Below are 14,834 nucleotides of genomic sequence, written 5' to 3' on the forward strand. Positions count from 1 at the left end.
ATCCGTCGGCAGTCATTGAGTTTCGTTAGTGAGTTACGGCTCCGCTGTAGTGCAGGACAACTGGATTGCCTTCAGCCTTCTTGTTGCTTTTGTGGGTAACGGGCATGGCGAATGATTCAGGTAGGTGCTACTTCCCATGACCGTTGGCGCCATTAGCGAGGGAGTCTATAGCAACTCTTGATTTTTATTCTCGTCTTTAACGTTTTTCAGGCGCCAAATATTTGAACTTTTAAAGTTGTTAGAAAAGCGATTGGTCTTAGCGCGATTTATTCATACGGCCCATTACAAACTCAGCCATAAGTAAGAAAGCGTCAAACTAGAACAGGCGGCGAGGAGTATTGCAACCCGATAAAAGACAAAATATTGACAACAAAAAACAGTCACATTCTCCCTATTAAGTCGGTGGTATATCATGATCAAGATCATGGCCTACTTTTTAATTGGAGCTGTAACTGCAGGATGCAACGGCATCGTAAAACCCGACTTTTCGGGATCTGCGAGTGATTCATATTTTTCAGTCTACTCGGGCTTTCCTGCACCGTATCTATACATGGCCTCGGCCGTGCAGTGGAACGATGACTACGCCGTAACCACCCGTCACACTCCGTTCATCCCCAACGTGAAGTACAGCTGCAGCACAGGTTGTGATCTCGTCTTCATCCTGCACAAGGCCAACGGCCGCTACCCGTCATGGCGCGCACCGCGTGTGGGCGAGAGCATAACTGCCGTTGGGGCGAGTCCTTACCTCATGACCACTTCCGGGAAGGGCAAGGTATATCAAACGCCTTTCGTCAATACCGCCGAACACAGCGGTGATCTCTATGCCATCCATGATGCCCCACTGATCAAGGGCATGTCGGGTGGGCCGGTCATCACAAGTGACGGCTGTATTGTCGGCATCAATATTGGTTTCTATTCAACCACCCTGAACGATGTGAGCAATCACTCCGGCGTAAAGGGGGCTGAGAGGATCAGCATCTTTATTCCTTACTCGATCATTCAGCGCGAGTGGGGGATATTGCAGGCAAAACTTGACGACCCGCACGGCGCGAAGTATGTCGCGAAATAACTTTTAGCTTTCAACCCATTGGCCATCGCGCGTACCCGGCAAAGTCCCCTCTGATGGGCGGCCTGGAAGGGCTCACCGAAAGGTGGGCCCTTTTTGTTGTCCTGGATTTCTTCAGGGTGTTCACAAAGTATCTGGCTCGTTCACGCTGGACAACGTGAACGTTGATGCACGCGCGACGATTGCTGAGCGGATACCGGGCCACCAGTGATTGCCAGGTAATCGTTCAGATCGTCGCCAGCCTCAGTAGGCGTCAGAGGGCAAAGGTCGCTGCAAGGCCGTGGTGGCCTTCCTGTGCTCCCGCGATCAGGTGCATTGGGATGTTCTGTTGTACTTCAATGGACGGTACTTCGAAGTTCCCTACGATCTGGAGGTGGCGCTCGCTCAGTTCGGTCGACTTTCCTGCTTTTTCCTTGGCCATTCTCGCGTGGTTCATTGCGATTTCGTTGAGCGTTGACACGTTACATCTCCCGGTGACTGACCAAGCGTATCGCTGGCGTCCTTAAGCATTGATTGAATGGCTGCGGCGTCAGAATCCTGTCGTTCCGGCGCTGCTACGGGCGATCTTAGCAAGCCTCAAGCCACGGATACGGGCGAATTCCTCGTTGTGTTCCGGTAGGCGACGAATGGCGGGTACCTGTGAATGATGGTCCGGATTTTTTGTTATTCAGGCGTAAACTAGCAAGGCGACCTTATCAAAAGGAGCCGCCTATGAACGCCGATCAAATGAGCAAACAGGCACCTGTGGACACGGCTGTCTGGGATCGATATTTCTGCGCTGCATTGATTGCCGAAAGCAATCTGACTGCCCCGATTGTGGGCGAGGCTACTCACGAGGACAGGCAGAACCTGTTGATCGAGAGGGCCAGAGTCCTCGCGGATAAAATGATGCAAAACCGAAGATAACCAGAGCCCAGCCGTCGCGCTGGGCTCTTTGCATGCGGGGTCATGCACCGATGCTGGGGGCGTGCGCATTGCGGATCAGGCGATCAACTCCACCTTGCCGCTCGCCAGGCGATAGATACCGCCCACGATCTTGAGCGCGCCTTTACTCTGCGCATCAGTCAGCAATGGCGAGGCCTGTTTCAGGCTGTTGACCGAATTTTTGACGTTTTGCGCGGTGGCGTTTTCCATCAAGTTCCCGGGCTGCTTGAGTACTGCCTCGACTGCCGACTTGAGTGCGTCAGTCAGTTTCGGGATATGACCGGGAAAAATAGTCTGATCCTTGACCGCCTTGATACCGGCCTCGATGGCACCGCAACTCTCATGTCCGAGTACGAGAATCAGCGGGGCGCCCAGTACGGCAACCCCGTATTCAAGACTGGCCAAGCCTTCCGGCGTAACGAAGTTGCCCGCGACGCGGATGGAGAAAAGATCGCCGCGCGCGGTGTCGAACGCATATTCCGGGGCGATCCTCGAGTCAGAACAACTCAGCACGGCCACGAACGGATTTTGGCCGGACACCAAGGCCTCTCGCTCTGCCTTGAAATCGTGCGTCGTGGAAGTGCCGCCTACATATCGTGCATTGCCCTCCATCAGTCTTTTCAACGCCAAGTCGGGACTGATTACGTTTTGAGGTTTGGGTGGGGCTGACGCTTTTTCGGCTGCCTGGATGATCTTGCCGGGCAGTGTGCCGGTCAGCAGCAGGGCGCCTGCGCTCAATCCGGCAAATTGAAGAAAACGACGACGGCCTGTTGTGTTTGAAGCAGAGCTTGAATCACATGATTTACACATGATTTTGTTTACTCAGTTCAATGGGGTGAGAGTGAGTTGCTGTTGGGGCGGGTACTGCCATGGACGCTCAATACCGGCGCAGTGGAGTCTAGTAGGTCTGTCATATTGTGTTCCGGGCATTGTCTGCGGATGGCGTGCACGCAGCCATTTCATGGGCTACTACTGACAGGCTCATACAACTTCGACCTGGCAGGAGTTTCTCGATGCTGACTCAATGGTTTCTGGCGGCGGTTCATCTTCTGGCATTTGCCTTGGGATTCTGGGCGGTATTGGTTCGAGGCACGGCTTTTCGGCGTTTGGCAGATGGCGCCACAGAGGTGCGCAGTGTTTTGATGGCGGACAATATCTGGGGTATTTCAGCTGTCGTTTTATTGATCAGTGGCGGGGTGCGAGCCTTTGGCGGGTACGAGAAGGGCGCGGACTATTACCTGCATCAGCCGCTGTTTCATCTGAAGATGACGCTGTTCGTCCTGATCTTGTTGCTGGAGATTGCGCCGATGGTGACGCTGATCAAATGGCGGATAGCGCTTGCCCGTAAAGTGGCGATCGATACCGGCCGTGCGAAGCTGTTTGCACGGATCAGTCATATCGAGGCGCTGCTGGTGTTGCTGATGGTGGTGGCAGCGACTGGTATGGCGCGAGGCGTGATGCTTGGTTGACTGCGCAGTGAACGCATCCTTCCCTGGGGTAAACCAGAAAAGTCTGACAGCAAAGGAGTGGAGCTTGCCGCTAGTATCGACCCTTGGGGGTTGAGTGGGGGCGAAAGCACGGGGCGATGGGGTGCTGAATCTTTAGCCAGCCGTGATTCCGGACTGAACGGGCTGGCTACTGACTGCAACGGGATTCAGGATTGCGGCTTTTCCGGGGCGGTCAGGCCGGCCTGAATGCGCTGGTAAATTTCTTCACGATGCACTGCAACGTCCTTCGGAGCGTTGATGCCGATCCTGACTTGCTGGCCGCTTACGCCCAGGATGGTGATCGTAATGTCATCACCAATGTTTATGCTTTCACCGACTTTGCGGGTGAGTATCAGCATGGTCTTCTCCTTGATTGCTTTGTGGGGCACCTGATTCGGACAGTGCAGAGGTCGGTGGTATGTATAGATTAGTGCGAAGTCTCGTGGTTTGGGTGCCTCTTTCTGACGCGCAGATGCGGCATTAATTCCCAAGACGTAACTATACAGAGGCCGCAATCATCAATCTCGTTGTTTTGAGCCCATTTTACGGCACTCGTGAAGTATTCATGGGTGTTAAAATCGCCGCTTTATGCATTTGGAGGGAAGCGTCGTGCGCAAAATGGTTTTGATCATCGCGATATTGGCACTGGCGGGATGTGGCGAAGGCAGCCGTGTGGATGCGCCGAAGCCCAAGCCGGCCATGGCTGCCGTACCCGCGCCAGTGTCCGGTCCGCAATGGGATCTTGAAGTGCGAGGTGAAACCCCTCAGGCGGTCAGTGATCTGAGTGGCTGGCTGATCGAGCACAGTTTCATGTCCAGTGTCGTCAAGGAGAATGGCAATACCCGAATCCTGGTGGGGCCATTCAATTCGAAAGCCGAAGCCGAAGCCAAACAGGATGAAGTTCGCGCGGCGCTCACTCGCTCGAAGAAACAGAACATCGAATTGCTGGTGCTTGAGCGTCCAGCCGCTCAATAACGTAGCGCAGACGTTGAAGAAACAAAAAAAGGCCTCGGGCGTTTAGCACCGGGGCCTTTTTTGTTTCAGTGTCCCGTCCTGGATTCAGCCGCAGGCCTTCATGTCTACCGGGCCGACGAACTCGTTGCCGCGCCCCATGACGCACCCCACGCTCTGATTGCGTTGGCGTTCCCAGGCCTGTACCGGATAGGTCTTGTCCCAGGCTTCGTACAGTTGTCGATCCTGTTTCGACAGGCGCAAGCCATACTGCTTGCTCATGTAGAAGTAGGTCCGGGCGATCATGCCGCGAATGGAAGGGCGGGGCATGACTTTCTTGGCCTTGAAGTCGACCTGGGTCAGGCAGGAACCATATTGCCCCGACTGCTCGGGCAGCCAGCCAAAGCTGAAGTTGCTGCGATCGCCATTGACCTCGCCAATGCTGGGCACCAGGTTGTGCAAATCAGCCTCGGCCTTCTGGTAAACCGGGTCGTAGCGGGTGCAGTTCTTGCGACCGCCCTCTTGCCAGCACTGGCGTTGATGGCCGATTTGCCAGGCCGGAACAATATGCTCCCACTCGATGCGGGATGCGCGTTTGGCATTTTTACGTGGCACATAACCGCAGGCTGCAAGGTCCACCCGGTTACCGGTGTACTTGCAGCCACAGTAAAACTCGGTGGACTGGGGCGCGTAGAGTTTCCAGGCGACCTTTTTCGCTTCGGTAAAAGTGCGCGGCGCGTCGGCTTGCGCCCCCATGACAAAAAACAGAAACAGCAAAGCAAACCAGCGAACACTCATCGACTCAATCTTCCTTCGGCACAACCCAGAAAATCTGCACACCGCCATCGTCGCGATAGGCGAGGGTGACGTTGTCGTTTTCGTCTATTTCTTCCAGTAAGCGTTCCCATTCATCCACCGGCTCGTCGGGAAGGCGGAAGATCAACGCTGCCCTGGCTTTTTGTGCGGTGGGGGAGTTGATGATTTTCTGAACGCGCAGGCCCATGCGTACATAGGTGTCGGGAGAGGCTGAGGTGGTGTCCACGGAATTATCCTTATTAAGCTGTACGTGCATACAGTATTTAACTGTAGGCCATTTCGCAACTGCTTAAAAACCAAGAAAATCCTCTGACAGCGATTTGTTCCGTTTGGCGTAAGGCGAAGGGATTTTTTTTGTAAGATCCGCGGCAGCCACTCGCCAAGGCTGGCGAATGGCGCACGGGGTGCCCGACCGGATCCGGTCGGGCGAGGGCGAATCAGTATTCCCAGAACATCCGTTGCAGCTCTTTGCTGTCATTGGTTTTGGTCAACGCGACCATCGCCAGGACCCGGGCTTTTTGCGGATTCAGGTCGTTGGCCACGACCCAGTCGTATTTATCGTCAGGCTGTTCGGCGTTGCGCAGTACAAAACCGCCGGCGTTGACATGGGACGAACGAATGATCTGCACGCCATCCTTGCGCAGGGCTTGCAGGGCGGGCACCACTCGCGACGATACCGAGCCATTGCCGGTGCCGGCGTGGATGATGGCTTTGGCGCCGGACTGAGCCAGGGCCTTGTAGGCGGTGTCGCTGACGTTGCCATAGGAATAGGCGATCTCGACGTCAGGCAGGCTCTTGATGGTCTTGATGTCGAATTCGGAATCCATGGTGTGACGCTTGGCTGGCAGGCGGTACCAGTAGGATTTGCCTTCTACCACCATGCCCAGCGGACCCCAGGCGCTTTTAAAAGCTTCGGTCTTGATGTTGATCATTTTGCTGACGTCGCGACCCGACTGGATTTCATCATTCATGGTCACCAGCACGCCTTTGCCTCGCGCGTCTTTGCTGCTGGCCACGGCCACCGCGTTGTACAGGTTCAGCATGCCATCGGCGGACATCGCGGTGCCTGGGCGCATGGAGCCTACGACGATGATCGGCTTGTCGGTTTTTTCCACCAGGTTGAGGAAGTACGCCGTTTCTTCCAGGGTGTCGGTGCCGTGGGTGATCACGATGCCATCGACGTCTTTGCTGTCGGCCAGCTCGGCTACGCGGCGACCCAGTTGCAGCAGGTTTTCGTTGGTGATGCTTTCGGAGGCGATTTGCATGACCTGTTCGCCGCGAACGTTAGCCAGTTGGCTCAGTTCAGGAACGCCGGCGATCAACTGTTCAATGCCGACTTTCGCCGCTTGATAGGTTGCGCTGTTGGCGGCGCTGGCCCCGGCGCCGGCAATGGTGCCGCCCGTGGCCAGGATCACCACGTTGGCCAGTTTCTGTTGGGTTTCGGCTTCTTTGGCCTGAAGGGCGGTGGGCAGGAGCAGCAGCAGGGCCAAGGCGCCCGGAACAAAGGTCTTGAGTGCAGATGTCATTATTTTTCTCTTCTAGTTGTGAGACGGTGCAGATGCAGGTTCATCTAGATACGCCCCGGGCGAATCTGAACGCCGGGGGTGCGAGGGGAAGAGCAGGATCTGTACCAGTAATACGCTGAATCGAAAAACACACCTAAGTTAATGATTTGTAACAGTATTGTTGTTTGTGTCCAGAGCGCTTTCGGGGCTGGACGTCCGGAATGCCGAACATTTTTAACCTTCGCGTTCGGCTCTCCGAAACGAATCGTGGTCTTGTTTAGGATTTAAACGGGTCAAATCATCCGTCATGACTAAAGAAACGCCCGAGCCGGTCGATGCTCCTTCAAGGGATCTTTTTCTTCGGGAGTTCACATGTCGTTATCTGTTGGCATTCCCAATGCCGCCCGCATCACCATCGCTGGCAAATCGGCCACTGCCCCTCGTGCCTTGAGCGACGCAGCCGCTGATTCGGCTGCTCAAGCGCTGGCTGCAAAGGAAAGCGACGGCAACCAGGTCAAGACGGGTCCGGTAGGTCTGGGGGAGAGTGCCGGCGTACAGGCCGAATCGGAAACCAGCGATAACACCAGCATTGCGGTGAAGGTCTTGCTCAAGCGTCTGAAGGAATTGCAGCAGCAATTGCGCGAGCAACAGCAGCAACTGGCACAAGCCCAGGCAGCGTCCTATCCAACCCCGGAAGCCAAGGCCACAGCAGTAGCAGCCATACAGGGGCAAGTTGCCGACACCAACGGCGCCATCCTGCAAGTGAGTGCGAGCCTGATAAAGGAAATGACCAAGGGTTCTGGCACGGGATCGGTGGTCAATACCACGGCATAGCTGAATGCCGTTTTTCGCCAAACATAGCTGAAAGCGCTTTTCAGGTCGTTGACAAATACCGGCAGGGTTCGCATAGTTTGGTTCACGCAAACGTTTGCGCGGCTCCAATGATGGCTTTTCATCGCAGCGGGCCGTGAAGCTTACGCCAGCGCAAGCGTTGCTCACAATAATCATAAGATCGGAGTGAACCCATGAAGCTGCCATTCGCTGGACGTCTTCTCGCTGTCGCTATGTTGGCTGCTGCATCCGCTGCATTGCCTGTCTCTTCGGCTTTTGCTGAAACCACTGAAAAACCGAAAGTCGCACTGGTCATGAAATCCCTGGCCAACGAGTTCTTCCTGACAATGGAAGACGGCGCCAAGGCCTACCAGAAAGATCACTCCGGCGAATTCGACCTCATCTCCAACGGCATCAAGGATGAAACCGACACCGCAGGCCAGACGCGTATCGTCGAGCAGATGATCCTGGCCAAGGTCAATGCACTGGTGATTGCGCCGGCAGACTCCAAGGCCATGGTCCCGGTGATCAAGAAAGCCATCGATGCCGGTATCACCGTGATCAACATCGACAACCAGCTGGACCCTGCCGTCGTCAAAAGCAAAAACATCAATGTTCCGTTCGTAGGCCCGGACAATCGCAAGGGCGCACGGCTGGTAGGGGACTACCTGGCCAAACAGCTGAAGGCCGGTGACGAAGTCGGCATCATCGAAGGTGTGTCCACCACCACCAATGCCCAGCAGCGAACCGCAGGTTTCAAGGATGCGATGGAGGCGGCGCAGATCAAGGTCGTGTCCCTGCAATCCGGAGACTGGGAGATCGACAAGGGCAACAAGGTAGCCGCGTCGATTCTCAGCGAATACCCGCAAACCAAGGCCCTGTTGGCCGGCAACGACAGCATGGCGGTCGGTGCGGTGTCTGCGGTGCGCGCCGCGGGCAAGGCCGGCAAGGTGCAGGTGGTCGGCTACGACAACATCAATGCCATCCAGCCGATGCTCAAGGATGGTCGCGTGCTGGCCACTGCGGACCAGTTCGCGGCTAAACAGGCGGTGTTCGGCATCGAGACTGCATTGAAGATTCTCAAGGGCGAGAAGGTCGACGGCGGCGCCAATGGCGTCATTGAAACGCCGGTAGAACTGGTCACCAAGTAGCCTTCTGGCGACGTAACGGCGCTCGTCCAGCCGGACGGGCGCATGGAGAGTTTTTATGTCAGTTTGCGCTCCGAACGCTGTCCTTTCGGTCAGTGGTATCGGCAAGACTTACGTCCAACCGGTCCTGGCCGGCATCGACCTGACGCTCATGCGCGGGGAAGTGCTGGCGCTGACCGGTGAGAACGGTGCGGGCAAAAGCACGCTTTCGAAGATTATTGGCGGGTTGGTCACGCCGACCACCGGCCAGATGCAGTATCAGGGGCAGGACTATCGTCCGGGTAGCCGGGCTCAGGCTGAAGCGCTGGGTATCCGCATGGTCATGCAGGAACTCAATCTGCTGCCGACCCTGTCGGTGGCTGAAAACCTGTTTCTCGACAACCTGCCCAGCAAAGGCGGCTGGATCAGTCGCAAGCAGTTGCGCAAGGCCGCCATCGAGGCCATGGCCCATGTCGGGCTAGACGCCATTGACCCGGACACCCTGGTCGGCGAGCTGGGCATCGGCCACCAGCAAATGGTGGAGATCGCGCGCAACCTGATTGGCGATTGTCATGTGCTGATTCTCGACGAGCCGACCGCGATGCTCACTGCCCGCGAGGTCGAAATGCTGTTCGAGCAGATCACCCGCCTGCAGGCTCGCGGCGTATCGATCATCTACATCTCCCATCGCCTCGAAGAGTTGGCGCGGGTCGCGCAACGCATTGCCGTGCTGCGCGACGGCAACCTGGTCTGTGTCGAGCCGATGGCCAACTACAACAGCGAGCAACTGGTCACGCTGATGGTCGGCCGCGAGCTCGGCGAACATATCGATATGGGGGCGCGCAAGATCGGCGCTCCGGTGTTGACGGTCAAGGGCCTGAGCCGGTCCGACAAGGTTCGCGACGTGTCGTTCGAAGTCCGTGCCGGAGAGATTTTCGGGATTTCCGGTTTGATCGGCGCGGGGCGCACTGAATTGCTGCGTCTGATCTTCGGTGCGGATATCGCCGACAGCGGCACGATTGCCCTGGGGGCGCCGGCGCGGGTCATCAATGTGCGTTCGCCAGTGGATGCGGTCGGGCATGGCATCGCGTTGATCACTGAAGATCGCAAGGGCGAAGGCCTTTTGTTGACGCAGTCGATCGGCGCCAATATCGCCTTGGGCAACATGCCCGGCATCTCCGGCGCGGGCTTTGTCGACAACGATAAGGAGCGCGCTTTGGCCCAGCGTCAGATCGACGCCATGCGCATCCGCAGTTCCGGTCCGGCACAACTGGTGTCCGAGCTGTCCGGCGGCAATCAGCAGAAAGTTGTCATCGGCCGTTGGCTGGAGCGCGATTGCTCGGTGTTGCTGTTCGACGAGCCGACCCGCGGCATCGACGTCGGCGCCAAGTTCGATATCTACAACCTTCTCGGTGAATTGACCCGCCAGGGCAAGGCGCTGGTGGTGGTCTCCAGCGACTTGCGCGAGCTGATGCTGATCTGCGACCGGATCGGCGTGCTGTCGGCAGGAAGCCTGATCGATACCTTCGATCGCGACAGCTGGACCCAGGATGAGTTGCTCGCCGCTGCTTTCGCCGGCTACCAAAAACGTGATGCGCAGCTCGTTGAAGCCGCGCCTAGGGATCTTCCATGAATACCGCTTCTTATGCCGGCAAACGCAGTGGCAACTTCTACGGCCTGGGCACCTATCTGGGGCTGGCGGGTGCCTTGTTGGCGATGATCGTGCTGTTCTCGGTGCTGAGCAGTCACTTCCTGTCGTACGATACTTTCAGCACCCTGGCCAACCAGATTCCGGACCTGATGGTGCTGGCGGTCGGCATGACCTTTGTGTTGATCATCGGTGGCATCGACCTGTCGGTAGGCTCGGTGCTGGCGCTGGCGGCCTCGACCGTGAGCGTGGCGATTCTTGGGTGGGGCTGGGGCGTGCTGCCGGCGGCCCTGCTGGGCATGGCCGTCGCGGCGTTTGCCGGTACCATCACCGGCTCGATCACTGTGGCGTGGCGGATACCATCATTCATCGTGTCCCTGGGCGTGCTGGAAATGGCTCGCGGTGTGGCGTACCAGATGACCGGTTCGCGTACGGCCTACATCGGCGATGCGTTCGCCTGGCTGTCCAATCCGATTGCCTTCGGCATTTCGCCGTCGTTCATCATTGCGTTGCTGATCATTTTCGTCGCCCAGGCCGTGTTGACCCGCACGGTGTTCGGTCGCTACCTGATCGGTATCGGCACCAACGAAGAGGCCGTGCGGCTGGCGGGGATCAACCCGAAGCCTTACAAGGTCCTGGTCTTCAGCCTGATGGGGTTGCTGGCCGGCGTTGCGGCGTTGTTCCAGATTTCTCGCCTGGAAGCCGCCGACCCGAATGCTGGCTCCGGTCTTGAATTGCAGGTGATCGCGGCCGTCGTGATCGGCGGTACCAGCCTGATGGGCGGGCGCGGCTCGGTGATCAGCACGTTTTTTGGCGTCCTGATTATTTCCGTGCTGGCTGCGGGGCTGGCGCAGATCGGGGCAACCGAACCGACCAAGCGCATCATTACCGGCGCGGTGATCGTGGTGGCAGTGGTGCTGGATACTTATCGCAGTCAACGCGCAAGCCGGCGGACCTGAGTCATGGCGACTATCAAAGATGTAGCAGCCCTTGCCGGCATTTCCTACACCACGGTTTCCCATGTGGTGAACAAGACCCGCCCGGTCAGTGAAGAGGTGCGGATCAAGGTCGAGGCGGCGATCCAGACCCTCGACTACGTTCCCAGCGCCGTGGCCCGTTCACTCAAGGCCAAGACCACGGCCACCATCGGCCTGTTGGTCCCCAACAGCCTCAACCCGTATTTCGCCGAGCTGGCCCGGGGTATCGAGGATTACTGCGAGCGAAACGGTTACTGCGTCATCCTGTGCAACTCCGACGACAATCCGGACAAGCAGCGCAGCTACCTGCGTGTGCTGCTGGAAAAACGCATCGACGGCCTGATCGTCGCCTCGGCCGGCGGCGACAGTGGCCTGGCACAAGGCCTGAAAGGCGTCCGCACGCCCATGGTGATCGTCGACCGCGGACTGGATGGTGTCGATGCAGACCTGGTGCGCATCGACCATGAATACGGCGCGTATCTGGCGACCCGGCACCTGTTGGAGTTGGGGCACCGGGATATCGCCACGATCAGCGGGCCGCAAAGCACCAGTGTGGCGCAGATGCGTCTGGCGGGTTATCGCAGGGCCTTGAAGGAGGCGGGCGTCGAAGTCTCTCCCGGGCGCATGCTGGAAAGCGATTTCACCAGCACCGGTGGTTACAGCGCTGCCGCGATTCTGCTGGAAAACAATCCGCCTACCGCCGTTTTTGCGGCCAACGACATGATCGGCATCGGTGTGCTAAGGGCCGCCGCCGAGCGCAATATTCGCGTACCGAGCGAGTTGTCGGTGATCGGCTTCGACGATATCCAGATGAGTCGGTATGTCTACCCGTCGCTGACCACGGTCGGGCAATCGATCCTGCAGCTCGGCGAAATGGCTGCCGAAGTGCTTTTGCGCCGAATCGCAACGCCGGGCCTGGCGACCGATCAGCGGATCGTGACGCCGAGTATCGTCATGCGTGAATCGACGGCGCCGCTGGCCGGCGTGTTTGCCCAATTCCGTTGAAACAAAAAGCCGTTGAAAGCAGAGATCCGTTGAAAACAGAAAGCCGCTGAATCAAAAGCGCCGCCGAAACAGAATCGATGAGTAGCAATGTATGTCAGCAAAAGTAGTGGTAATTGGCAGTTTGAACATGGACCTGGTGACCCGGGCCCCGCGCTTGCCCAAGGGCGGTGAAACGCTGATTGGTCAATCGTTTACCACCGTCTCCGGTGGCAAGGGCGCCAATCAGGCCGTGGCTGCGGCGCGGCTGGGAGCCCAGGTGTCGATGGTCGGCTGCGTGGGCAATGACGCTTATGGTGAGGCACTGCGTGGGGCGCTGTTGGCCGAGCAGATCGATTGCCGGGCGGTGAGCACCGTTGACGGTTCCAGCGGCGTGGCGTTGATTGTGGTCGACGACAGCAGTCAGAACTCCATCGTGATCGTCCCCGGTGCCAACAGTGCATTGACCGCAGAAACCATTGACCGTTTTGATTCGGTGATACGTGCGGCGGACGTGCTCATCTGTCAGCTGGAAGTGCCCGATGCGTCTGTTGGCCATGCGCTCAAGCGCGGCCGCGAGCTGGGCAAGACAGTCATCCTCAACCCGGCTCCGGCCAGCCGTCCGCTGCCATCGGACTGGTACGCGTCCATCGATTACCTGATTCCCAACGAAAGCGAAGCGTCGGCCCTGAGCGGACTGTCAGTGGACTCCCTGGACACCGCACAAGCCGCGGCAACCCGCCTGATTGCCCTGGGCGCCGGCAAGGTGATCATCACTCTCGGTGCGCAAGGTTCGCTGTTTGCCGATGGCCAACGCTTCGAACATTTCCCCGCGCCCGCGGTAAAGGCTGTGGATACCACGGCGGCCGGCGATACGTTCGTCGGCGGTTTCGCTGCGGCACTGGCGGCGGGTAACGATGAGGCGCAGGCGATCCGCTTCGGACAGGTGGCCGCGGCGCTGTCGGTCACCCGTGCCGGCGCGCAGCCTTCAATTCCCGCCTTGAGCGATGTACAGGCGTTTAAAACCCCATGAAAAAGACACCCCTGCTCAACATTGCGCTGTCGCGACTGATTGCTTCATTGGGACATGGCGACAGGGTCGTCATCGGGGATGCGGGGCTGCCGGTTCCTCCGGGCGTTGAATTGATCGACCTGGCCCTGACCCATGGCATTCCGGACTTTGTCAGCACCTTGAAGATCGTGCTCAGTGAGATGCAGGTCGAAAGCCATGTGCTGGCTCAGGAAATCTTCGATAAAAAGCCGTCGGCCCTGGTCACGCTGGAAACGCTGGATGGCGAAGGCGCGTTGGGTCGGCGTGAGTTGCTCACCCATGAACAATTCAAGGTCCTGAGCCGACAAGCCAGGGCGATTGTTCGTACAGGCGAATGCCAGCCGTACTGCAACATTGTGCTGGTCGCCGGGGTTACGTTTTGACTGGCTGTCCGCGTTTTGATGTCCCTGGCACAAGGCGTGCGCCCGCATCGCTATGCTCAGTAACTGCACCCACTGCTCCGGAGCCTGCTGCTTTTGACCCTGACGACCGCAACCAACGCCCAGGCGGCACCAAAGATCGACCTGATCATCGACACCGATCCGGGGGCTGACGACGTCGTTGCCCTGTTGTTCGCCCTGGCGTCGCCGGACGAACTGAATGTCCGGGCATTGACCACCGTTGCCGGCAACGTTCGCCTGGACAAGACCTCACGCAATGCGCGGCTGGCCCGGGAGTGGGCGGGGCGCGAAGAGGTGCCGGTCTATGCGGGGGCGCCCAGACCCCTGATGCGCACACCCATCTACGCCGAGGACATTCATGGCAAGGAAGGGGTGTCGGGCATTGACGTGCATGAGCCCAGGAAGGGGCTGGCCAAGGGCAGCGCCATCACCTATCTGATCGATACCTTGAAATCTGCCGAGCCCCACAGCATTACCATCGCCATGCTTGGCCCGCAGACCAACCTGGCCCTGGCGTTGATCCAGGAGCCGGGTATCGTTCAGGGGATCAAGGAAGTGGTGGTCATGGGCGGTGCGCACTTCAACGGCGGCAACATCACGCCGGTGGCCGAGTTCAACCTGTTCGCCGATCCGCAAGCCGCCGAAGTGGTGCTCAACAGTGGCGTGAAGCTGACCTACCTGCCGCTGGATGTGACCCACAAGATCCTTACCAGCGAAGCGCGCCTGAACCAGATTGCCGCGCTGAACAACAACGCCAGTCGTCTGGTGGGCAGTATTCTCAATGAGTACATCAAGGGCGACATGGAACACTACGGCCTTCCGGGCGGCCCGGTGCATGACGCCACGGTTGTCGCTTATCTGCTCAAGCCGCAATTGTTCAGCGGTCGTTCGGTCAACGTGGTGGTCGACAGCCGCGAAGGACCGACCTTTGGACAAACCATCGTCGACTGGTATGACGGCTTGAAAGCGCCAAAGAACGCCTTCTGGGTAGAAAGCGGCGACGCCCAGGGCTTCTTCGATCTGCTGGCCGAGCGCCTGGCCCGCCTGAAGTAAGCATTATCTCCCGCAG

At 58.1% G+C, this 14,834-nt stretch carries 18 protein-coding genes; 12 read left to right on the forward strand and 6 right to left on the reverse strand.

Annotated features, from left to right (window positions below; genetic code table 11):
• Positions 1 to 412: 412 nt before the first annotated feature.
• The gene (locus PspS34_RS09530) at positions 413 to 1,069 is read left to right on the forward strand and encodes a serine protease (protein WP_150812518.1); all 657 of its coding nucleotides are present in this window, start codon (positions 413 to 415) and stop codon (positions 1,067 to 1,069) included.
• A 250-nt stretch (positions 1,070 to 1,319) separates the two neighbouring features.
• On the opposite strand, the gene PspS34_RS09535 is transcribed toward PspS34_RS09530, so the two are convergent.
• Positions 1,320 to 1,526, reverse strand: a complete 207-nt coding sequence (locus PspS34_RS09535) for a hypothetical protein (RefSeq protein ID WP_150812519.1) — start codon at positions 1,524 to 1,526, stop codon at positions 1,320 to 1,322.
• Between the two features lie 251 nt (positions 1,527 to 1,777).
• Between PspS34_RS09535 and PspS34_RS09540 the strand changes: the two genes are divergently transcribed.
• On the forward strand, positions 1,778 to 1,972 hold the full coding sequence (locus PspS34_RS09540) for a hypothetical protein (RefSeq protein WP_056722222.1): 195 nt from the start codon (positions 1,778 to 1,780) through the stop codon (positions 1,970 to 1,972).
• A 75-nt stretch (positions 1,973 to 2,047) separates the two neighbouring features.
• Here PspS34_RS09540 and PspS34_RS09545 read toward each other — a convergent pair whose 3' ends face one another.
• Positions 2,048 to 2,800, reverse strand: a complete 753-nt coding sequence (locus PspS34_RS09545; RefSeq protein WP_154860600.1) for a carbonic anhydrase — start codon at positions 2,798 to 2,800, stop codon at positions 2,048 to 2,050.
• A gap of 203 nt (positions 2,801 to 3,003) precedes the next feature.
• Between PspS34_RS09545 and PspS34_RS09550 the strand changes: the two genes are divergently transcribed.
• Complete coding sequence (locus tag PspS34_RS09550; RefSeq protein WP_150812521.1) at positions 3,004 to 3,459, forward strand: DUF2214 family protein; 456 nt, start codon at positions 3,004 to 3,006, stop codon at positions 3,457 to 3,459.
• Positions 3,460 to 3,644: 185 nt separating this feature from the next.
• Here PspS34_RS09550 and csrA read toward each other — a convergent pair whose 3' ends face one another.
• Positions 3,645 to 3,836 carry a carbon storage regulator CsrA gene (csrA, locus tag PspS34_RS09555; protein WP_007975691.1) on the reverse strand — a complete coding sequence of 64 codons (192 nt, stop codon included), beginning with the start codon at positions 3,834 to 3,836 and terminating at the stop codon, positions 3,645 to 3,647.
• 250 nt (positions 3,837 to 4,086) lie between these two features.
• Here csrA and PspS34_RS09560 point away from each other — a divergent pair, with 250 nt between their 5' ends.
• On the forward strand, positions 4,087 to 4,452 hold the full coding sequence (locus PspS34_RS09560; RefSeq protein WP_150812522.1) for an SPOR domain-containing protein: 366 nt from the start codon (positions 4,087 to 4,089) through the stop codon (positions 4,450 to 4,452).
• An 84-nt stretch (positions 4,453 to 4,536) separates the two neighbouring features.
• Here PspS34_RS09560 and PspS34_RS09565 read toward each other — a convergent pair whose 3' ends face one another.
• The 3 genes from PspS34_RS09565 to PspS34_RS09575 form a co-directional block, all read right to left on the reverse strand.
• On the reverse strand, positions 4,537 to 5,226 hold the full coding sequence (locus PspS34_RS09565; RefSeq protein ID WP_154860599.1) for an endonuclease I family protein: 690 nt from the start codon (positions 5,224 to 5,226) through the stop codon (positions 4,537 to 4,539).
• A gap of 4 nt (positions 5,227 to 5,230) precedes the next feature.
• Positions 5,231 to 5,500 (reverse strand): DUF1654 domain-containing protein, encoded by a 270-nt coding sequence (locus tag PspS34_RS09570; RefSeq protein ID WP_046041595.1) that lies wholly within the window; start codon positions 5,498 to 5,500, stop codon positions 5,231 to 5,233.
• A 181-nt stretch (positions 5,501 to 5,681) separates the two neighbouring features.
• Positions 5,682 to 6,770, reverse strand: coding sequence for an asparaginase (locus PspS34_RS09575; RefSeq protein WP_154860598.1), 1,089 nt, complete (start codon positions 6,768 to 6,770; stop codon positions 5,682 to 5,684).
• Positions 6,771 to 7,121: 351 nt separating this feature from the next.
• Here PspS34_RS09575 and PspS34_RS09580 point away from each other — a divergent pair, with 351 nt between their 5' ends.
• The 8 genes from PspS34_RS09580 to PspS34_RS09615 all read left to right on the forward strand — a co-directional run bounded on the left by PspS34_RS09580 (position 7,122) and on the right by PspS34_RS09615 (position 14,818).
• Positions 7,122 to 7,583: a hypothetical protein gene (locus PspS34_RS09580; protein ID WP_154860597.1), complete on the forward strand. Its 462-nt coding sequence runs from the start codon at positions 7,122 to 7,124 to the stop codon at positions 7,581 to 7,583.
• A gap of 191 nt (positions 7,584 to 7,774) precedes the next feature.
• The gene (locus PspS34_RS09585; RefSeq protein ID WP_057715547.1) at positions 7,775 to 8,731 is read left to right on the forward strand and encodes a sugar ABC transporter substrate-binding protein; all 957 of its coding nucleotides are present in this window, start codon (positions 7,775 to 7,777) and stop codon (positions 8,729 to 8,731) included.
• Between the two features lie 55 nt (positions 8,732 to 8,786).
• Positions 8,787 to 10,340: a sugar ABC transporter ATP-binding protein gene (locus tag PspS34_RS09590; RefSeq protein WP_154860596.1), complete on the forward strand. Its 1,554-nt coding sequence runs from the start codon at positions 8,787 to 8,789 to the stop codon at positions 10,338 to 10,340.
• Complete coding sequence (locus tag PspS34_RS09595; RefSeq protein WP_154860595.1) at positions 10,337 to 11,314, forward strand: ABC transporter permease; 978 nt, start codon at positions 10,337 to 10,339, stop codon at positions 11,312 to 11,314. The genes PspS34_RS09590 and PspS34_RS09595 overlap by 4 nt, the downstream gene beginning before the upstream one ends.
• Positions 11,315 to 11,317: 3 nt before the next feature.
• Positions 11,318 to 12,337, forward strand: coding sequence for a LacI family DNA-binding transcriptional regulator (locus PspS34_RS09600; protein WP_154860594.1), 1,020 nt, complete (start codon positions 11,318 to 11,320; stop codon positions 12,335 to 12,337).
• A 91-nt stretch (positions 12,338 to 12,428) separates the two neighbouring features.
• Positions 12,429 to 13,346: a ribokinase gene (gene rbsK, locus PspS34_RS09605; protein ID WP_154860593.1), complete on the forward strand. Its 918-nt coding sequence runs from the start codon at positions 12,429 to 12,431 to the stop codon at positions 13,344 to 13,346.
• The gene (rbsD, locus tag PspS34_RS09610; RefSeq protein WP_150812528.1) at positions 13,343 to 13,747 is read left to right on the forward strand and encodes a D-ribose pyranase; all 405 of its coding nucleotides are present in this window, start codon (positions 13,343 to 13,345) and stop codon (positions 13,745 to 13,747) included. Before rbsK ends, rbsD begins: the two co-directional genes overlap by 4 nt.
• Positions 13,748 to 13,810: 63 nt before the next feature.
• Complete coding sequence (locus PspS34_RS09615) at positions 13,811 to 14,818, forward strand: nucleoside hydrolase (RefSeq protein WP_154860592.1); 1,008 nt, start codon at positions 13,811 to 13,813, stop codon at positions 14,816 to 14,818.
• Positions 14,819 to 14,834 lie beyond the last annotated feature (16 nt).

Source organism: Pseudomonas sp. S34, assembly GCF_009866745.1.
In the GTDB taxonomy this organism is placed as follows: Bacteria; Pseudomonadota; Gammaproteobacteria; order Pseudomonadales; family Pseudomonadaceae; genus Aquipseudomonas; species Aquipseudomonas jessenii.